The following is a 17019-nucleotide window of genomic DNA, read 5'->3' on the forward strand; positions in this document are numbered from 1 at the left end:
CCTCCGCTGACCGCCGCCTGAAAGGATTCCTGACCAGCAATGGCCGACGAAACCACCCAACCCGCAAAGAACGCAGAGAATTCCGCGGAGGAGCAGCCCGTGCTGCGCATCGAGCCCGTCGGGCTCGAGACGGAGATGCAGCGCTCCTACCTCGACTACGCGATGTCCGTCATCGTCTCCCGCGCGCTGCCCGACGTACGGGACGGCCTCAAGCCCGTCCACCGTCGCGTGCTGTACGCGATGTACGACGGCGGCTACCGGCCCGAGAAGGGCTTCTACAAGTGCGCCCGCGTCGTCGGCGACGTCATGGGCACCTACCACCCGCACGGTGACAGCTCCATCTACGACGCCCTGGTCCGTCTGGCGCAGCCGTGGTCGATGCGGATGCCGCTGGTGGACTCCAACGGCAACTTCGGCTCCCCGGGCAACGACCCGGCGGCCGCCATGCGCTACACCGAGTGCAAGCTCATGCCGCTGGCCATGGAGATGCTCCGGGACATCGACGAGGAGACCGTCGACTTCCAGGACAACTACGACGGCCGCAACCAGGAGCCGACGGTCCTGCCGGCGCGCTTCCCGAACCTGCTGGTGAACGGCTCCGCCGGTATCGCCGTCGGCATGGCCACCAACATCCCGCCGCACAACCTGCGCGAGGTCGCGGCCGGCGCCCAGTGGGCGCTGGAGCACCCGGAGGCCTCGCACGAGGAGCTCCAGGACGCGCTCATCGAGCGGATCAAGGGCCCGGACTTCCCGACCGGCGCGCTGGTCGTGGGCCGCAAGGGCATCGAGGAGGCGTACCGCACCGGTCGCGGCTCCATCACGATGCGCGCCGTGGTCGAGGTCGAGGAGATCCAGAACCGCCAGTGCCTGGTGGTCACGGAGCTGCCGTACCAGACCAACCCGGACAACCTGGCGCAGAAGATCGCGGACCTGGTCAAGGACGGCAAGATCGGCGGCATCGCCGACGTCCGCGACGAGACGTCCTCCCGGACGGGCCAGCGCCTGGTGATCGTGCTCAAGCGCGACGCCGTCGCCAAGGTCGTGCTGAACAACCTGTACAAGCACACCGACCTGCAGACGAACTTCGGCGCGAACATGCTGGCGCTGGTGGACGGGGTGCCGCGCACCCTGTCGATCGACGCGTTCATCCGCCACTGGGTGCAGCACCAGATCGAGGTCATCGTCCGCCGTACGCGCTTCCGTCTGCGCAAGGCGGAGGAGCGGGCGCACATCCTGCGCGGTCTGCTCAAGGCCCTGGACGCGATCGACGAGGTCATCGCGCTCATCCGGCGCAGCAACACGGTCGAGATCGCGCGCGAGGGCCTGATGGGCCTGCTGGAGATCGACGAGATCCAGGCGAACGCGATCCTGGAGATGCAGCTGCGGCGTCTGGCGGCGCTGGAGCGGCAGAAGATCGTCGCGGAGCACGACGAGCTCCAGGCCAAGATCAACGAGTACAACGCGATCCTGGCCTCGGAGGAGCGTCAGCGCTCCATCGTCAGCGAGGAACTGGCGGCGATCGTCGAGAAGTTCGGCGACGACCGGCGTTCGAAGCTGGTGCCCTTCGACGGTGACATGTCCATCGAGGACCTGATCGCCGAAGAGGACATCGTCGTCACGATCACGCACGGCGGTTACGTCAAGCGGACCAAGACCGAGGACTACCGCTCGCAGAAGCGCGGCGGCAAGGGCGTCCGGGGCACGAAGCTGAAGCAGGACGACCTGGTCGACCACTTCTTCGTCTCCACCACGCACCACTGGCTGCTGTTCTTCACCAACAAGGGCCGCGTCTACCGGTCCAAGGCGTACGAGCTCCCGGACGCCGGCCGTGACGCGCGCGGCCAGCACGTGGCGAACCTGATGGCCTTCCAGCCGGACGAGAAGATCGCCCAGGTCCTCGCGATCCGCGACTACGAGGCGGCGCCCTACCTGATCCTGGCCACCAAGGGCGGCCTGGTGAAGAAGACGGCGCTCAAGGACTACGACTCCCCGCGCTCGGGCGGCGTCATCGCCATCAACCTCCGGGAGACGGAGGACGGCGGCGACGACGAGCTGATCGGCGCCGAGCTGGTCTCCGCCGAGGACGACCTGCTGCTCATCAGCAAGAAGGCGCAGTCGATCCGCTTCACCGCGACAGACGAGGCGCTGCGTCCGATGGGCCGTGCGACTTCCGGTGTGAAGGGCATGAGCTTCCGCGAAGGTGACGAACTGCTGTCGATGAGCGTTGTCCGGCCGGGTACGTTCGTCTTCACGGCGACCGACGGCGGCTATGCGAAGCGGACGGCCGTGGACGAGTACCGCGTCCAGGGCCGTGGCGGTCTGGGCATCAAGGCGGCGAAGATCGTCGAGGACCGCGGTTCGCTGGTCGGCGCGTTGGTGGTCGACGAGGCGGATGAGATCCTCGCCATCACGCTCGGCGGTGGTGTGATCCGCACGCGCGTCAACGAAGTCAGGGAGACCGGCCGTGACACCATGGGCGTCCAGCTGATCAACCTGGGCAAGCGCGATGCCGTGGTCGGCATCGCTCGTAACGCCGAGGCCGGTCAGGAAGCTGACGAGGCCGACGAGATCGAGTCAGAGATCGAGGCCGCGGCGGCCGACGCACCGGCCGCCGGGGCGGCCGAGGGCACGGAGCCCTCGGTCGGGGAGCACGAGGAGTAAGTCGTGAGTGGAGCCACGGGCGCCGGACCGGCCAAGACTGGAGCGAACGGTGCCCGTGGCCCCGCCGCGGACTCCCAGGGGGGAACCGTGACGGACACCCGAGAACCGGAACCCAAGCCGAAGGCGCTGACGAAGACGGCGCAGCCGAAGGCGAAGGAGCCGGTCAAGGAGCAGGCCACGAAGGACCAGGCCGCGAAGGAACAGGCGGCCAAGGAGCAGAGCGCCGCCGAGGATCCGGTCAAGGACCAGCCCAAGGCGCCTGCGAAGGCGCCTGCCAAGGCGCCGGCGCCCGCCAAGGCGCCGGTCAAGGAGCAGGCCAGGCAGCCCCAGAAGCCCCCGCAGGCCTACGCGGCGCCCACGGGCCCGGGCGCGCAGCGCGGGGCCGTGCCTGGGGTCCGTACGGCCCCCAGGACGCGCAAGGCGCGGCTGCGGGTGGCGAAGGCCGACCCGTGGTCCGTGATGAAGGTCAGCTTCCTGCTGTCGATCGCGCTGGGCCTGTGCACGGTCGTCGCGGCGGCCGTGCTGTGGATGGTCATGGACGCCATGGGCATCTTCTCGACCGTCGGCGGCACCATCAGCGAGGCGACCGGCTCGAACGAGGGCAACGGGTTCGACCTCCAGTCGTTCCTGTCGCTGCCGCGCGTGCTGATCTTCACGTCGGTGATCGCGGTGATCGACGTGGTCCTGATGACGGCCCTGGCGACGCTGGGTTCGTTCATCTACAACCTGTCGGCGGGCTTCGTGGGCGGCGTGGAGCTCACGCTGGCCGAGGACGAATGACCCACTGACTGACCTGCGGGAAAGCCCCGCAGGAGCGGATTTGGGTTCCACTGCGTCTGTGCGCTAATCTTCAGGAGTCAGCGCGCAGGCGCGGAGGGGCTATAGCTCAGTTGGTTAGAGCGCATCCCTGATAAGGATGAGGCCACAGGTTCAAATCCTGTTAGCCCCACAGAGAACGAAGACCCCCAGGCCGCGGCCTGGGGGTCTTCTTCGTTGGGCCGTCCGGGGGAGTCCCAGGTAACCGATCGGTATCGGTCGGTGTGTATTGTTGGCGGCCAGAAGTCCCCAACGTCTACGAAAGACGAGGTCGCGCCGTGAAGAAGCTGCTCCTGGTCGCCCTGGCCGCCATCGGCGGGCTCCTCGTGTACCGCCAGATCCAGGCGGACCGTGCCGAGCAGGACCTGTGGACGGAGGCAACCGACTCCGTGCCCTCTGGTTCCGGTGTGTGAGCCCCACGATTGATTCCATGAAGCCCCGGCTGCCGCTGCTGCCGGGGCTTCGTGCTGTTCCGGGGCCGTGCGCGGCTCCGGGGGGAAGTTCGGTTACGCAAAGATCTGAGTTGCTGTAGCGAATTCGGGGTGGGTGTGATGGATCGGGTGCGTCGGACGCGCCGGACGCCGCTGGCCGGGGCGGCGGCCCTGGGGCTGCTGGCCTGGCTGGCGTGGCTCCCCGGGACGGCGTACGCGGCTCCGGCCGCCGGGCCTACGGGCGGCCCTTCGGCGGGGAACTCCGCGCCGGGCGGGGCCCTGCCGGCGTACCGGCCGGCGGACGGCGCGAAGCCGGTGCGGGGCGCGCCCTCGACGGCGGACGCCCCGCTGCTGGAGACCGGCACGCCCTACGAGGACGCCCTCGCTCCCGGCGAGCGGTTCTACCGGCTCGGTCTCGACGACGCCTCCAGCGTGTACGTCTCCGCCGTGCTGCGGCCGCCCGCCGGGGCCCGGGTGGGCTACGGGGACGACCTGAAGGTGGAGGTCATGACCAGCGGCGGCCGGTCCTGCCCGGACAACCCCGGCCGGGCGTCGTTCGGTTACGACCCCGTGCCGCTCGGCGCGGTGGGCCTGCGGCGGCTGGCGGAGGACGCCGAGTGCCAGGGCGCGGGCACGTACTACGCGAAGGTCACCCGGACCGCGGGCAAGGACTCCGACCGGGCGGGGTGGCCGGTGGAGCTCCTCGTGATGCGCGAGCCCGCCCCGGCCGCGGGCACCGCCCCCACCGCCGCGCCCAGCGTCTGGCCCTCGGCCTCCCCGACCCTGCCGGGCACGGACCCGGTGGCCCGTACCGGGGGCACCGGCTTCAACGACGCGCGGGCCCTGGGCCCCGGGGTGTGGCGCGACGACCTGCGCCCCGGGCAGACCCGGTTCTACCGGGTGCCGGTGGACTGGGGGCAGCAGCTGGCGGTCGGCGCCGAGGCGGCCAAGGCGCGGATGACCAAGGACTACGGCTCCGCCTCCAACGGGCTCACCGTCTCGGTGTACAGCCCGTACCGCGGGCTCGTGGACACCGGGAGCACCTCGTACGACGGGAAGCAGGCGGCCGTGACGCTGCCGAAGACCGCGCCGGTGGCCTACGAGAATCGTTTCTCCAGGGCGGACGAGGTGGGGCCGGTCCGGCTCGCGGGCTGGTACTACGTCGCCGTCACCCTGGCCGGGAAGGTCGGGGAGTTCACCGAGGACGCGACGCCGGTGCCGCTCACGCTGCGCCTGGACCTGAGCGGCGCACCGGCCAAGGGCCCGGCGTACCGGGAGGGTCTGGCCGCCGCCGGGTTCGGCGTCGGCGCCGCCGAGCGTTCCGCGGCGAAGGAGGGGCTCACCGCCCCGGAGGCGGCGGCCGCGCGGGACGACGCCTCGGCGATGCGGGTCGTGGCCGGGGCCGGCTTCGGGACGGGGACGCTGCTGCTGCTCGTCCTCGGGGTCTGGACCCTGCTGGCCCGCCGGGGCGCGGCCCGGACCGCGTCCTAGAGCCGGGTCAGGGCCCAGGCGCCGACCGCGAAGCACAGCAGGGCGGCGGTGAGGAGGCCGGCGGTGACCTTCGCCGGGGGCGGGGCGATCCCGCCGGACCGCGCCGCCCGGGGTGCCGGGGGCGTGGCCTGCGCGGCGGTGAGGGCGTACGCGGCCTGGGCGGGGGCCGTGGCGGCGGCGGGCGGGGCCAGGTGGAAGCCGCTCGTCCCCGGGTCCGCGGCGGGCTCCGAGGGGCCGTACGCGGCCGGCGGCGGCCCGAAACCCATCGGCGGTGCGGAGGCGGCGATTTCAGGTCCCTGGGGGCCGAAACCGGCCGGAAGCGGACCGAGTTGGTCGAACACCTCCACCGGCTCCTCGCCGGCGGCGGCCTCGGGCAGCAACTGGGCGGCCTCGGCAAGGGCCTTGCGCGCCCCTGTGGCGGTCCGGAACCGGTTGTCGGGGTCCGGGTGCAGGAGGTTCGAGATCACGCCCCACAGGGGCGCGGGGACGCCTTCGGGGGCGTCGGGGGTGCCGTGCGCGGCGAACCGCTCCACCAGCGCCCGCGCGTCGGGCTTGGCGCCCGTCAGCAGGTACAGGGCGACCAGGCCGGCGGCGAAGAGGTCGGCGGGGAAGTCGGGTTCGGCGCCCGCCAGCTGTTCCGGGGCGAAGTAGCCGGGCGTGCCGACGACGTAGTCGGTCTCCGTGAGCCGGGGCTCGCCCTTGCGCATGGAGATCCCGAAGTCGGACAGCCGCAGGTGCGGCCGCCCGGTTCCGGTGGCCTCCATCAGGATGTTGGCCGGTTTGACGTCGCGGTGCACGACGCCCTCCGCGTGCACCGCCGCCAGCCCCGACAGGAGCTGGTCGAGCAGCACGCACGTGAAACGGGGCGGCAGCGGCCCGTAGTCCCCGATCACGTGGGCCAGGGAGCCGCCGGCGACGAGGTCCATGGTGAACAGGACCTTGTCGTCGTCCGCCGCCCAGCTGGCGGGGGCCAGGACGTGCGGATGGTCGATGCGCAGGGCCTGCTCGCGCACGAACCGCAGGAGCATGTGGGAATCGCCCTGGAGGAGGACCTTCGCGGCGACGTACTTGCGGCGGCGCCGGTCCCAGGCCCGCCAGACGGCGCCCGCGCCGCCCCGCCCGATCGGATCGACCAGCTCGTACCGGCCGCCGAAGACCTCACCCATCGCTGCGCCCGTCCCCCGTCACCCGCGTGTGTCAGTTCTGGTGGGCCTCGTAGTGGGACACCGCCTCGGAGGTGCGGCCCGCCCCGTAGACCCGGAGGAACTCTGCCAGTTCGGGATGGGTGGGGGCGAGGGTGTCCGCCGCCTCGATGATGTCGCCGGCCGCGGCGACCGAGCGCAGCAGCGACTGGATCTCGCGGACCACGCGCTTGACGGTGGGGGCGCCGGAACCGGAGCTGGTCTGGCCGCTGTTGCTGAGGACGGAGCCGCCCTGGGTGTTCTTGATCTCGTCCATCCGGTCGGTGGCCTCGGCGGCGCTCACGCTGCCGTCCGCCACCTGGCCGGCGAGGTCCTGGAGGGCCTGGACCCGCTGGACCACGGCCGGGTTGCCGATCTTGGCGCGCTGCCCGCTCATCAGCTGGGACAGCATCGGCGCCGAAAGCCCGAGCACGGCAGCGAGGCGGGCCTGGTTGAGACCGAGGTCATCTATGAGCCGTCGGAACAGCGCGCCGAGCGGCTCCCCGTACCAACTGCGCTGGAGTTCCCGGGCTCTGGCCGTGGCCTCCTGCTGTACTGCGTCCACTCTTCCTACTCCCCTTCGCTGGTGCGAACCTCGCGAGCATCTTACGGAGCGTGGTCGCGGGGCGGGAGTCCCTATCATTTTGCGGGATGCGGGGGTGCACCGGGTACTCTGTCCTGCGGAACGGACACTCCCTCCCGGGGGGCGTCCGCGTCCAGTTGCTCGGGGCCTTAGCTCAGTTGGTAGAGCGCTGCCTTTGCAAGGCAGATGTCAGGAGTTCGAATCTCCTAGGCTCCACTTCGGAAAGACCCCCTGACCAGCGCAAACGCTGCTCAGGGGGTCTTTTTTCGTGAGCCCGGGGGCCGTCCCGGGGCTGCTTTCAGCGGGTGCGCGGGGTGCGCAGGAGGGCGGCCGCCACGGCCGTGGCCGCCAGCAGGAGGCCGGCGCCGACGGCGAAGGCCAGGTGGTAGCCGGAGGTGAGGGCCTCGGGCCGGGCGGTCCCGGCGGCCGTCAGGGCCTCGGTGCGCGAGGCGGCCAGGGTGGACAGGACCGCGACGCCGAGGGCCATGCCGATCTGCTGCGTGGTGTTGAACAGGCCCGAGGCCAGCCCGGCGTCCCGCTCGTCGGCGCCCGACATCCCCAGGGTGGTGAGCGCGGGCAGGGCCAGCCCGAATCCGGAGGCCAGCAGCATCACGGGCAGCAGGTCGGTGACGTAGTCGGCCCGTACCGGGAGGCGGGTCAGCAGGGCGAGGCCCGCGACCAGCAGGACGAGGCCGGTGAGCAGGACGCGGCGCTCGCCGAAGCGGGCGATCAGCTTCGCCGCGCCGCCGAGGGAGATCCCGCCGATGGCCAGGGCGGCCGGCAGCATCGCGAGGCCGGTCTCCGCGGCTCCGTAGCCCTGGACCTGCTGGAGGTAGAGGGCCACGAGGACCTGGAAGGAGAAGAGCGCGGCCACCATCAGCACCTGGACCAGGTTGGCGCCGGCCACGGTGCGGGAGCGGAGGATCCGCAGCGGCATCAGCGGGGTGCGGGCCTTGGCCTGGCGCAGGGCGAAGCCGGCGAGCAGGGCCAGGGAGAGCGCCCCGAGGCCGAGGGTGTGCGCGGAGGTCCAGCCGTACTCCTCGACGCGTACGACGGCGTAGATCCCGGTCATCAGCCCGGCGGTGACGAGCACGGCGCCCGGTACGTCGGCACCGGCGCGCAGTCCGAGCCCCCGGTCGGCGGGGAGCGCGGGCAGGGCGGCCAGCAGGGCGGCGATGCCGATGGGCAGGTTGATGAAGAAGATCCAGTGCCAGTCGAGGGCGTCGGTGAGGACCCCGCCCAGCACCTGCCCGAGGGAGGCCCCGGCCGCTCCGGTGAAGGAGAACACGGCGATGGCCCCGGCGCGTTCGCGGGCCCCGGGGAAGAGGGTGACGAGGATCCCGAGGCTGACGGCGGAGGCCGTGGCGCTGCCCACGCCCTGGAGGAAGCGGGCGGCTATGAGCAGGGCGGGGGACGCGGCGAACCCGGCGAGCAGCGAGGCGGCCGTGAAGACGGCGGTGCCCGCGAGGAACATGCGGCGGCGGCCGATCAGGTCGCCGAGCCGGCCGGCGAGGAGCAGCAGGCTGCCGAAGGCGATCAGGTAGGCGTTGACGACCCAGCTGAGGCCTGCGGGGCTGAAGCCGAGGTCTTCCTGGATGGCCGGCATGGCCACGGTGACGATGCTGCCGTCGAGGACGGTCATCAGCATGCCGGTCGAGAGCACGGCGAGGGCCGTCCGGCGCGAGCGCGGGCCGCGGGCCGGAGCGTCGGTGGCGGTGGGGGTTTCCGTAACTGCGGTGGTCATGGGTCTCTCCGGTCGTCGGCGGGCGTCGGCGGCGCCATCGGCGGTCCATGGCGGGCAACTGATGCGACCGTAGCAGATAGTTTTGTTGCAGACTATTTTCTTCGGATCGAATTGTTAGGCTGGTCCCATGACTGCGATGGGATCCACCCGGACCGAGCCCGACCTGTCCTTCCTCCTGGACCGCACCAGCCACGTCCTGCGCACCCGGATGGCCGCGGCCCTCGGCGAGATCGGGCTGACCGCCCGCATGCACTGCGTCCTCGTGCACGCGCAGGAGGAGGAGCGCACCCAGGCCCAGCTCGCCGAGATCGGCGACATGGACAAGACGACGATGGTCGTCACCGTCGACGCCCTGGAGAAGGCCGGACTGGCCGAGCGCCGGCCCTCCGCCAAGGACCGGCGGGCCCGGATCATCGCGGTCACCGAGAAGGGGGCCGCCGTCTCCGTGGAGAGCCGGCGGATCGTCGACGCGGTCCACGCCGAGGCCCTCGCCGGCCTCGCGGACGAGGACCGCGCCTGCCTGCTGCGGGTCCTCGGCCGGCTCGCCGAGGGGCCGCTGGCCGTGCCCGCCGAGAGCCCCCGCCCGGCCCGGCGCGCCCGCGGGCAGTAGCCGCGGGGGTCCCCCGTACGGCCCAGTCACCCGGCCGTACGGCTGACGGTGGACGACAGTGGAGGGAGGCAATGAGGCCAGGGGGCAACAGCACGCCGGAGGCGCACGCAATGGGACTCTTCGATTTCCTGAAGTCGGACAAGAAGAAGGAACACGACGCCGCGGAGAAGGCGAAGCGGGAGATGGAGCGGCAGGGCCCGAAGACGGGCTCCGACATGGGATCCAAGTACGCGGACTCCTACGCGGACGCCGCCTCCGCCACCAAGGCGGCCGCCGAGCGGATGGCCGCCGCCGCCCCGCCCAAGGCGGCGGCGCCCCCGGTGTCCAAGCCCGTGGCGCCCGCCTCGCCGAGCCCCGCCTCGGCGGCGCACAAGGCCGTCCCGGTGTCGCCGAAGCAGGCTCCGATGGCGCCGAAGCCGGCACCGGCCGCCAAGAAGCGCACGTACACCGTCAAGCCCGGCGACTCGCTCTCCGCGATCGCCCGCCGCGAGCTCGGCAACGAGGCCCGCTGGCGCGAGCTGTACGCCATGAACCGGGGCGTGGTCGGCTCCAACCCGGACCTCATCCGGCCGGGGATGGTGCTGACCCTGCCGAGCTAGCGCGCCGCGCGCACCGCACGCACGAGGGGCCCGGATCCACCCGCGGATCCGGGCCCCTCGTACGTGCGCTCGGCGCGGGTCAGGCGTTCTTGCCGCCGTTCGACTCGCGTTCCTTCTCCGCCAGTTCGTCGTCGAAACTGGCCGGGGCGGCGTCCTGCGCGGACAGCTCGGTGGCCGCCGGGGGCTCCACCAGCCAGTCCGGGTTCGACTGCTGGTCCCACCACTTCCACGCCGCGAAGGCGCCGCCCGCCAGCAGGCCGACCAGGGCGGCCCCCTTCACCCAGCGACCGCACCGCGCCCTGCGCTCGTGCTTGCGCACCAGGCGCTGCACCTCCTTCGCCGACACCTGGCCGCGCAGCGCCGCGAAGGCCGCCGTCGAACGGGACGCGGCCTCCTCGGCCACCGGCCGGCCCGCCGCGATCGCGCTCTCCAGCCGGGGCGCCGTGTAGTCGGCGGCCTGGCGCGCGGCGAGGCGCGTGTGGTGGACGGCCTTCACGGCGGCCCGGTCCACGTTCGGGGGTACGTGCGTCCGCGCCGCCTGCATCCTCGGATGGAGGTGGTTGTCGTACGCCGACCGTGCGTGCAGCGAGGCCTGGCAGGCCGCGTGGGAGACCTTGGGCGCCAGCCGCTCGTTCGCCTCGTGCGCGTAGTGCGCGGCCGCGTCCATGGCGGTCTCCGCGTATGGCGCCACCACTTCCGCTGCGTGCTTCACGGCGTCCCTGGCGTTCTCGGCGGCCAGGCGCACGCTGTCCTTGCGGGTCACGGGATCCTCCTCCTCGGTGGCGGACACAGTTCACCTTTCCACCCTTTGTCGGATCATGCCCGTCACAGCGCCGCCCGCGCATGCGCGACAGGGCATACGGGTGGAGGATTTCCGCGGCCTTCCGCCCACCGTGCGAGGATCGGGGCCGACAGTGATGACTATGGAAGGCAGATCCGTGGCCGAGAAGCTCTACGCCACCCTGAAGACCAACCACGGCGACATCGAGATCGAGCTGCTGGAGAACTTCGCTCCGAAGACCGTCCGCAACTTCGTGGAGCTCGCCACGGGCGAGCGTGAGTGGACCCGTCCCACCGACGGCCAGAAGACCACGGCCCCGCTCTACGACGGCACCGTCTTCCACCGCGTCATCAGCGGCTTCATGATCCAGGGCGGCGACCCGCTCGGGAACGGCACCGGCGGCCCCGGCTACCAGTTCGCCGACGAGTTCCACCCCGACCTGGCCTTCACCAAGCCGTACCTGCTGGCCATGGCCAACGCCGGCCCGGGCACGAACGGCTCGCAGTTCTTCATCACCGTCGCGCCCACGGCCTGGCTGACCCGCAAGCACAGCATCTTCGGCGAGGTCACCGACGCGGCCAGCCGCAAGGTCGTCGACGCCATCGCCTCCGGCCCCACCAACCCGCGCACCGAGCGGCCGCTGGACGACGTGATCATCCAGTCGGTCTCCGTCGAGCGCCGCTGACCGCGGCGACGGCGGGGCGGGAACCTTCGGTACCCGCCCGTCCGTACTCGATGTGTACCGGACCGGCGGGGCACCGGCCCCGCCACGCCGCCGATCGAGGGGACCGATGGACACCGACCGTCTGCCGGGCTGCTACCGCCACCCGGACCGCGACACGGGGATCAGCTGCACCCGCTGTGAGCGGCCCATCTGCCCGGAATGCATGATCAGCGCCTCGGTGGGCTTCCAGTGCCCCGAGTGCGTCCGGGGAGGATCCGGCACCGGGCACTCCCCCGCCGCCAACGCCCCGCGCACGGTCGCGGGCGGACTGGTGGCCTCGGATCCCCAGCTCGTCACCAAGATCCTCATCGGGGTCAACGCGGCGGTGTTCCTCGCCGTCCTGGCGATGCCCGGCCTGGCCGTCGGCCTGGAGCTGCTCGGCCGGTACGTGGAGTACTACGGGGCACCCGTGGAGGGGATCTCCACCGGGCAGTACCACCGGCTGCTGACCTCGGTGTTCCTGCACGTCGAGTGGTGGCACATCTTCGGCAACATGCTCGCCCTGTGGGTGATCGGCGGCCCGCTGGAGGCGGCCCTCGGCCGCACCCGCTACCTCGCGCTGTACCTGCTGTCCGGGCTGGGCGGCAGCGCCCTCGTCTACCTGCTGACCGCGCCGAACACCCCGACCCTCGGCGCCTCCGGCGCCGTCTGCGGCCTGCTCGGCGCCACGGTGGTCCTCGCCCGCCGGCTCCGCTACGAGATGCGGCCGGTGCTGGTCACCCTCGGGCTGATGCTGCTGGTGACCTTCGTGCCCTTCGGCGGGCTGTCGGTGTCCTGGCAGGCGCACATCGGCGGCCTGGTGACCGGCGCGCTGGTCGCGCTGGGCCTGCTCGTGCCCGCCGCGGGCCGCAAGCGGGCGTTCGTCCAGACGGCGGCCTGCGCGGCGGTGTTCCTGCTGGCCGTGGCGCTGGTCGTCGTCCGGACGGCCGAACTCACCTGATCACACCGGCGTCAACTCTCCACAGAGTTATCCACAGATCTTCTGTCTTTTCCTCAGGTGTGGATGACGCTGTGGATAACTCATGGGGAGAGCTTGCGCCGCTGGGCTATCCGGGTATGGTGCCGGACGCTACTTCCACTGGGTGGACACGCCGAAACCGGCCGCGATGAAGCCGAAGCCCACCACGATGTTCCAGTTGCCCAGCGCCTCCACCGGCAGCCGGGTGTCGGTCACGTAGAAGACCACGATCCACGCGAGGCCGATGAGGAAGAAGGCCAGCATGACCGGGGCGACCCAACTGCGGTTGGTCAGCCTGATCGCCTGCGCCTGCTTCGCCGGCGGCGGCGTGTAGTCGTCCTTCTTGCGGGTACGTGACTTCGGCACGAGGGGCTCTCCTGTCGATGCGCTGGGGACCTTGCCTGCCCCGGGCGTCCGTTAGCGTAGTGGACCTCTGGCGTTGAAGGAGAAGGGTACGTTGAGCAATTCCGACGACTCCTCCACGGGTGCCCGCCGCCGGGCCAGGCCCGTCCGGCTGCTGACGGCCGCCGTCTTCGCCCTCGCCGGCCTCATCTTCGTCACCAGCTTCAACACCTCCAAGGGTACGAACATCCGGACGGACGCCTCGCTCCTGAAGCTGTCCGACCTCATCCACGAGCGCAGCGCCAAGAACGCCGAGCTGGAGAAGACCGCCGCCGCCGCGCGCGACCAGGTCGACGCCCTCGCCGAGCGCGACAACGGCAGCACCAAGGCCGAGGAGGCCAAGCTCGCCGCCCTGCGGGCCGCCTCCGGCACCGAGGAGCTCACCGGCCGGGGTCTGACGGTCACCCTCAACGACGCCCCGCCGAACGCCACCGCCCGCGTGCCCGGCGTCCCCGAACCCCAGCCCAACGACCTGGTGATCCACCAGCAGGACCTCCAGGCCGTGGTGAACGCGCTGTGGCTGGGCGGCGCCGAGGGCATCGAGGTCATGGGCCAGCGGCTGATCTCCACCAGCGCGGTCCGCTGCGTCGGCAACACCCTGATCCTCCAGGGCCGCGTGTACTCGCCCCCCTACAAGGTCTCCGCCGTCGGCGACCCGGGCGCGCTGCGCAGGGCCCTCAACGCGTCCCCCGCCATCCAGAACTACCTGCTGTACGTCAACGCGTACGGGCTCGGCTGGAAAGTGGACGAGGAGAAGCGGCTGACACTGCCCGGCTACTCCGGCACAGTGGACCTCCACTATGCGAAGCCGCTGGAGCCCGCCGCGTCCTGACGTCGTACTGCGCCTGGTGGTGCGGACGTTCAGCGAGGTGTGCCTGACGGCCGGGACGCTGATCGTGCTGTTCACCGCGTACGTACTGCTGTGGACCGGCGTCAAGGCCGACCGGGCCGCGACGGCCGAGCGCGAGCGGCTGCACGACCGCTGGGCGGCCTCCGCCCCGACGGCGGCCCCCGCGCCCCCGCCCGGCGGCTCCGCCGCCCCCGGCACCGCGCAGGCCCCGGCACGGCCGGATACCGCGCCCTACGAGCCCGGACGGGCCTTCGCCGAGCTGTACGTACCCCGCTTCGGCAAGGACTGGAGCAGGCCCGTCCTGGAGGGCACGGACCCCGAACCGCTGAAGAAGGGCCTCGGCCACTACACCGGCTCCGCCCGCCCCGGCGGCGACGGCAACTTCGCGGTGGCCGGGCACCGGCGCACCTACGGGGACCCCTTCAAGGACATCCCCGAGCTGCGCCCCGGGGACACCGTGACCGTCCGGGACGCCACCGGCTGGTACACGTACACCGTCCGGGCCGAGCCGCTGCGGATCCTGCCCACCGAGACCGGGGTGGTCGCCCCGGTGCCCCGCCGGTCCCCGTTCGCCACCCCCGGCAGGTACCTCACCCTCACCACCTGCGACCCCGAGTGGGGACACAGCCACCGCCTGGTCGTCTGGGCGGAGCTCACCGGTACCCGGCCCGCCGGGAGCGGGTGATTGCCCAGCGGACCCCCGCCGCGGGGCCCCGGGCCCGTAGGCTGTTGCGGTACCGCTCCCGCGGTACGAGAACGAACGTGGACGACGAAGGAAACGGACGCAATGTACGGCTGGATCTGGCGGCATCTGCCGGGCAACGCGTGGGTCCGCGCGCTGATCTCCCTCGTACTGGTCCTGGCGGTGGTGTTCGTGCTGTTCCAGTACGTGTTCCCGTGGGCCGAGCCGCTCCTTCCGTTCAACGATGTGACGGTGGACGAGGGATCGGGAGCCACTCCGTGAGCGCGCGCATTCTGGTTGTCGACAACTACGACAGCTTTGTCTTCAATCTGGTCCAGTACCTCTACCAGCTCGGCGCCGAATGCGAGGTGCTGCGCAACGACGAGGTGGAGCTCGCGCACGCACAGGACGGTTTCGACGGCGTCCTGCTCTCGCCCGGCCCCGGCACGCCGGAGGAGGCGGGCGTCTGCGTGGACATGGTCCGGCACTGCGCCGACACCGGCGTACCGGTCTTCGGCGTCTGCCTCGGCATGCAGTCCATGGCGGTCGCCTACGGCGGCGTCGTGGACCGCGCCCCCGAGCTGCTGCACGGCAAGACCTCGCCCGTGGTCCACGAGGGGCTCGGGGTCTTCGCCGGACTGCCGTCGCCGTTCACCGCGACCCGCTACCACTCGCTCGCGGCCGAGCCGGCGACCCTGCCCGACGTGCTGGAGGTGACCGCGCGGACCGAGGACGGGATCATCATGGGCCTGCGGCACCGGGAGCACGACGTGGAGGGCGTCCAGTTCCACCCCGAGTCGGTGCTGACCGAGTGGGGCCACCGGATGCTCGCGAACTGGCTCGTCCGCTGCGGTGACGCCGGAGCCGTCGAGCGGTCGGTGGGGCTGGCCCCGGTGGTGGGCAAGGCCGTCGCGTGACGGCGGTCGCGCCGTCCGTGCCCAGCGAGGGGCGGGCCGCGCGGCGCAAGGCAGCGCAGGCGGCCGCCAAGCGCTCGCACGCACGCGCCCGTGGACGCGGCGGGGGCGGACGCGGCCGCAGGAGGGCCCGCCCGCGCTCGGGCGGGCCGCTGGTGGTGCTCAGCAGGGCCGTGGGCGAGCTGTTCATCACCACCGGCGTGGTGATGCTGCTCTTCGTCACCTACCAGCTCTGGTACACGAACGTGCTGGCGGAGCGGGCGGCCGACGGGGCCGCGGGATCGCTCCAGCAGACCTGGGAACATCCGCCGGGGGCGGGCGCGCCGCCGCCGGTGGCCGCCTTCGAACCCGGCCAGGGCTTCGCCATCCTGCACATCCCGAAGCTGGACCTGAAGGTGCCGGTCGCCGAGGGGATCAGCAAGGCGAAGGTCCTCGACAAGGGCATGGCCGGCCACTACGCCGAGGGGGCGCTGAAGACGGCGATGCCCTCCGACAAGCAGGGCAACTTCGCGGTCGCCGGACACCGCAACACCCACGGGGAGCCGTTCCGCTACATCAACCAGCTGGTGCCGGGGGACGCGATCGTCGTCGAGACGCGCGACGCCTACTACACGTACCAGATGACCTCGTCGCTGCCGCAGACCTCGCCGGCGAACGTGGCGGTGATCAAACCCGTGCCGGAGGGCTCCGGATTCACCGGACCCGGCCGCTACATCACGCTGACGACCTGCACCCCCGAATTCACCAGCACCTACCGGATGATCGTATGGGGCAGGATGACCGATGAACGCCCCCGAAACCAGGGCGCCCCGCCCGCGCTGACCAGCCCGTAAGGACGAACCCGCAGTGTCTCGTGCCCGCCGCCGTTCCGCACCGCCGCCCGCCGACCGCAGTGTGATCGCCGGGGCCCTGAGCCTGCTGGGAGAGCTCCTGATCACGGTGGGCCTGGTCCTGGGCCTGTTCGTGGCGTACTCGCTCTGGTGGACCAACGTCCTCGCCGACCGGCAGGCCTCGGCGCGCGGCGACGAGATCCGCCAGCGCTGGGGCAGCCCCTCGCCCTCGGCGAGCGGTCCCGTCCAGCCGGGCGCCCTGGACACCGGGGACGGCGTCGGCTTCCTGCACGTGCCCGCGATGAAGAACGGCGAGGTGCTGGTCAAGGAGGGCACCGCGCCGGACGTCCTGAACGACGGCGTGGCCGGCTACTACCTGGAACCGGTGAAGTCCGCGCTGCCCTGGGACGACAAGGGCAACTTCGCGCTGGCCGCGCACCGGGACGGGCACGGGGCGAAGTTCCACAACATCGACAAGGTGAAGAACGGCGACGCGATCGTCTTCGAGACCAAGGACACCTGGTACGTCTACAAGGTCTTCGCCGAGCTGGCCCAGACCTCGAAGTACAACACGGACGTGATCAACCCGGTCCCGAAGCAGTCGGGCAAGACCGCCCCGGGCCGCTACATCACGCTGACGACCTGCACCCCGGTCTACACCTCGAAGTACCGCTACATCGTCTGGGGCGAGCTGGTGCGGACGGAGAAGGTGGACGACAAGCGCACCAAGCCGGCGGAGCTGCGCTGATCGGTTGTTTCACG

Annotated in this window: 18 protein-coding genes, 2 tRNA genes and 1 pseudogene; 16 read left to right on the top strand and 5 right to left on the bottom strand. The window is 71.6% G+C overall.

Features of this window, described 5'->3' with window-relative positions; all coding sequences use genetic code 11:
- Positions 1-39 precede the first annotated feature (39 nt).
- The 5 genes from gyrA to OG553_RS16895 all read left to right on the top strand — a co-directional run bounded on the left by gyrA (position 40) and on the right by OG553_RS16895 (position 5399).
- Positions 40-2661, top strand: coding sequence for a DNA gyrase subunit A (gene gyrA / locus OG553_RS16875; RefSeq protein WP_405979762.1), 2622 nt, complete (start codon positions 40-42; stop codon positions 2659-2661).
- A 3-nt stretch (positions 2662-2664) separates the two neighbouring features.
- Positions 2665-3441 carry a DUF3566 domain-containing protein gene (locus tag OG553_RS16880; RefSeq protein ID WP_405979763.1) on the top strand — a complete coding sequence of 259 codons (777 nt, stop codon included), beginning with the start codon at positions 2665-2667 and terminating at the stop codon, positions 3439-3441.
- A 95-nt stretch (positions 3442-3536) separates the two neighbouring features.
- Positions 3537-3610 (top strand) — tRNA-Ile (locus tag OG553_RS16885).
- A 145-nt stretch (positions 3611-3755) separates the two neighbouring features.
- On the top strand, positions 3756-3890 hold the full coding sequence (locus OG553_RS16890) for a DLW-39 family protein (protein WP_208809277.1): 135 nt from the start codon (positions 3756-3758) through the stop codon (positions 3888-3890).
- 138 nt (positions 3891-4028) lie between these two features.
- Positions 4029-5399 (top strand): hypothetical protein, encoded by a 1371-nt coding sequence (locus tag OG553_RS16895; RefSeq protein ID WP_405979764.1) that lies wholly within the window; start codon positions 4029-4031, stop codon positions 5397-5399.
- Here OG553_RS16895 and OG553_RS16900 read toward each other — a convergent pair.
- Together OG553_RS16900 and OG553_RS16905 are read right to left on the bottom strand one after the other, a co-directional pair.
- The gene (locus OG553_RS16900; RefSeq protein ID WP_405979765.1) at positions 5396-6565 is read right to left on the bottom strand and encodes a serine/threonine-protein kinase; all 1170 of its coding nucleotides are present in this window, start codon (positions 6563-6565) and stop codon (positions 5396-5398) included. The two genes, OG553_RS16895 and OG553_RS16900, sit on opposite strands and share 4 nt — an antisense overlap.
- A 31-nt stretch (positions 6566-6596) precedes the next feature.
- Positions 6597-7145 (bottom strand): helix-turn-helix domain-containing protein, encoded by a 549-nt coding sequence (locus OG553_RS16905; protein ID WP_405979766.1) that lies wholly within the window; start codon positions 7143-7145, stop codon positions 6597-6599.
- 161 nt (positions 7146-7306) lie between these two features.
- Here OG553_RS16905 and OG553_RS16910 point away from each other — a divergent pair.
- Positions 7307-7379: transfer RNA gene (locus OG553_RS16910), tRNA-Ala, on the top strand.
- An 82-nt stretch (positions 7380-7461) separates the two neighbouring features.
- Here OG553_RS16910 and OG553_RS16915 read toward each other — a convergent pair.
- On the bottom strand, positions 7462-8907 hold the full coding sequence (locus tag OG553_RS16915; RefSeq protein ID WP_405979767.1) for an MFS transporter: 1446 nt from the start codon (positions 8905-8907) through the stop codon (positions 7462-7464).
- A 127-nt stretch (positions 8908-9034) separates the two neighbouring features.
- Here OG553_RS16915 and OG553_RS16920 point away from each other — a divergent pair, with 127 nt between their 5' ends.
- The gene (locus tag OG553_RS16920) at positions 9035-9517 is read left to right on the top strand and encodes a MarR family winged helix-turn-helix transcriptional regulator (RefSeq protein ID WP_405979768.1); all 483 of its coding nucleotides are present in this window, start codon (positions 9035-9037) and stop codon (positions 9515-9517) included.
- A 110-nt stretch (positions 9518-9627) separates the two neighbouring features.
- The gene (locus OG553_RS16925; RefSeq protein WP_405979769.1) at positions 9628-10116 is read left to right on the top strand and encodes a LysM peptidoglycan-binding domain-containing protein; all 489 of its coding nucleotides are present in this window, start codon (positions 9628-9630) and stop codon (positions 10114-10116) included.
- Positions 10117-10195: 79 nt separating this feature from the next.
- Here the strand turns inward: OG553_RS16925 and OG553_RS16930 are convergent, their stop codons facing one another.
- The gene (locus OG553_RS16930) at positions 10196-10879 is read right to left on the bottom strand and encodes a DUF5324 family protein (RefSeq protein ID WP_405979770.1); all 684 of its coding nucleotides are present in this window, start codon (positions 10877-10879) and stop codon (positions 10196-10198) included.
- A 175-nt stretch (positions 10880-11054) separates the two neighbouring features.
- Here OG553_RS16930 and OG553_RS16935 point away from each other — a divergent pair, with 175 nt between their 5' ends.
- The gene (locus OG553_RS16935; protein ID WP_405983059.1) at positions 11055-11582 is read left to right on the top strand and encodes a peptidylprolyl isomerase; all 528 of its coding nucleotides are present in this window, start codon (positions 11055-11057) and stop codon (positions 11580-11582) included.
- A gap of 106 nt (positions 11583-11688) precedes the next feature.
- Positions 11689-12561: a rhomboid family intramembrane serine protease gene (locus OG553_RS16940; RefSeq protein ID WP_405979771.1), complete on the top strand. Its 873-nt coding sequence runs from the start codon at positions 11689-11691 to the stop codon at positions 12559-12561.
- A 129-nt stretch (positions 12562-12690) separates the two neighbouring features.
- On the opposite strand, the gene crgA is transcribed toward OG553_RS16940, so the two are convergent.
- Positions 12691-12945, bottom strand: a complete 255-nt coding sequence (gene crgA / locus OG553_RS16945) for a cell division protein CrgA (RefSeq protein WP_405979772.1) — start codon at positions 12943-12945, stop codon at positions 12691-12693.
- 91 nt (positions 12946-13036) lie between these two features.
- On the opposite strand from crgA, the gene OG553_RS16950 reads away from it, so the two are divergent.
- The 6 genes and pseudogenes from OG553_RS16950 (at position 13037) to OG553_RS16975 (ending at position 17005) form a co-directional block, all read left to right on the top strand.
- Positions 13037-13813: a DUF881 domain-containing protein gene (locus tag OG553_RS16950; RefSeq protein ID WP_405979773.1), complete on the top strand. Its 777-nt coding sequence runs from the start codon at positions 13037-13039 to the stop codon at positions 13811-13813.
- Entirely contained in the window at positions 13782-14516 is a 735-nt protein-coding gene (locus tag OG553_RS16955) for a class E sortase (protein ID WP_405979774.1), read from the top strand. Before OG553_RS16950 ends, OG553_RS16955 begins: the two co-directional genes overlap by 32 nt.
- A gap of 102 nt (positions 14517-14618) precedes the next feature.
- Positions 14619-14795, top strand: a complete 177-nt coding sequence (locus OG553_RS16960) for a hypothetical protein (RefSeq protein WP_030011120.1) — start codon at positions 14619-14621, stop codon at positions 14793-14795.
- The gene (locus tag OG553_RS16965) at positions 14792-15430 is read left to right on the top strand and encodes an aminodeoxychorismate/anthranilate synthase component II (RefSeq protein ID WP_125595746.1); all 639 of its coding nucleotides are present in this window, start codon (positions 14792-14794) and stop codon (positions 15428-15430) included. The genes OG553_RS16960 and OG553_RS16965 overlap by 4 nt, the downstream gene beginning before the upstream one ends.
- A gap of 2 nt (positions 15431-15432) precedes the next feature.
- Positions 15433-16260, top strand: a pseudogene (locus OG553_RS16970) (class E sortase); the annotation flags it as partial.
- A gap of 13 nt (positions 16261-16273) precedes the next feature.
- The gene (locus tag OG553_RS16975; RefSeq protein WP_405979775.1) at positions 16274-17005 is read left to right on the top strand and encodes a class E sortase; all 732 of its coding nucleotides are present in this window, start codon (positions 16274-16276) and stop codon (positions 17003-17005) included.
- Positions 17006-17019 lie beyond the last annotated feature (14 nt).

It is taken from the genome of Streptomyces sp. NBC_00158, assembly GCF_045160885.1.
Taxonomy (GTDB): domain Bacteria; phylum Actinomycetota; class Actinomycetes; order Streptomycetales; family Streptomycetaceae; genus Streptomyces.

Coding starts and splice junctions, on each gene's coding strand:
- OG553_RS16900 (WP_405979765.1), bottom strand. CDS start 6,565: ATGGGTGAGGTCTTCGGCGGCCGGTACGAGCTGGTCGATCCGATCGGG.
- OG553_RS16940 (WP_405979771.1), top strand. CDS start 11,689: ATGGACACCGACCGTCTGCCGGGCTGCTACCGCCACCCGGACCGCGAC.
- OG553_RS16925 (WP_405979769.1), top strand. CDS start 9,628: ATGGGACTCTTCGATTTCCTGAAGTCGGACAAGAAGAAGGAACACGAC.
- OG553_RS16920 (WP_405979768.1), top strand. CDS start 9,035: ATGACTGCGATGGGATCCACCCGGACCGAGCCCGACCTGTCCTTCCTC.
- OG553_RS16915 (WP_405979767.1), bottom strand. CDS start 8,907: ATGACCACCGCAGTTACGGAAACCCCCACCGCCACCGACGCTCCGGCC.
- OG553_RS16895 (WP_405979764.1), top strand. CDS start 4,029: ATGGATCGGGTGCGTCGGACGCGCCGGACGCCGCTGGCCGGGGCGGCG.
- gyrA (WP_405979762.1), top strand. CDS start 40: ATGGCCGACGAAACCACCCAACCCGCAAAGAACGCAGAGAATTCCGCG.
- OG553_RS16960 (WP_030011120.1), top strand. CDS start 14,619: ATGTACGGCTGGATCTGGCGGCATCTGCCGGGCAACGCGTGGGTCCGC.
- OG553_RS16955 (WP_405979774.1), top strand. CDS start 13,782: ATGCGAAGCCGCTGGAGCCCGCCGCGTCCTGACGTCGTACTGCGCCTG.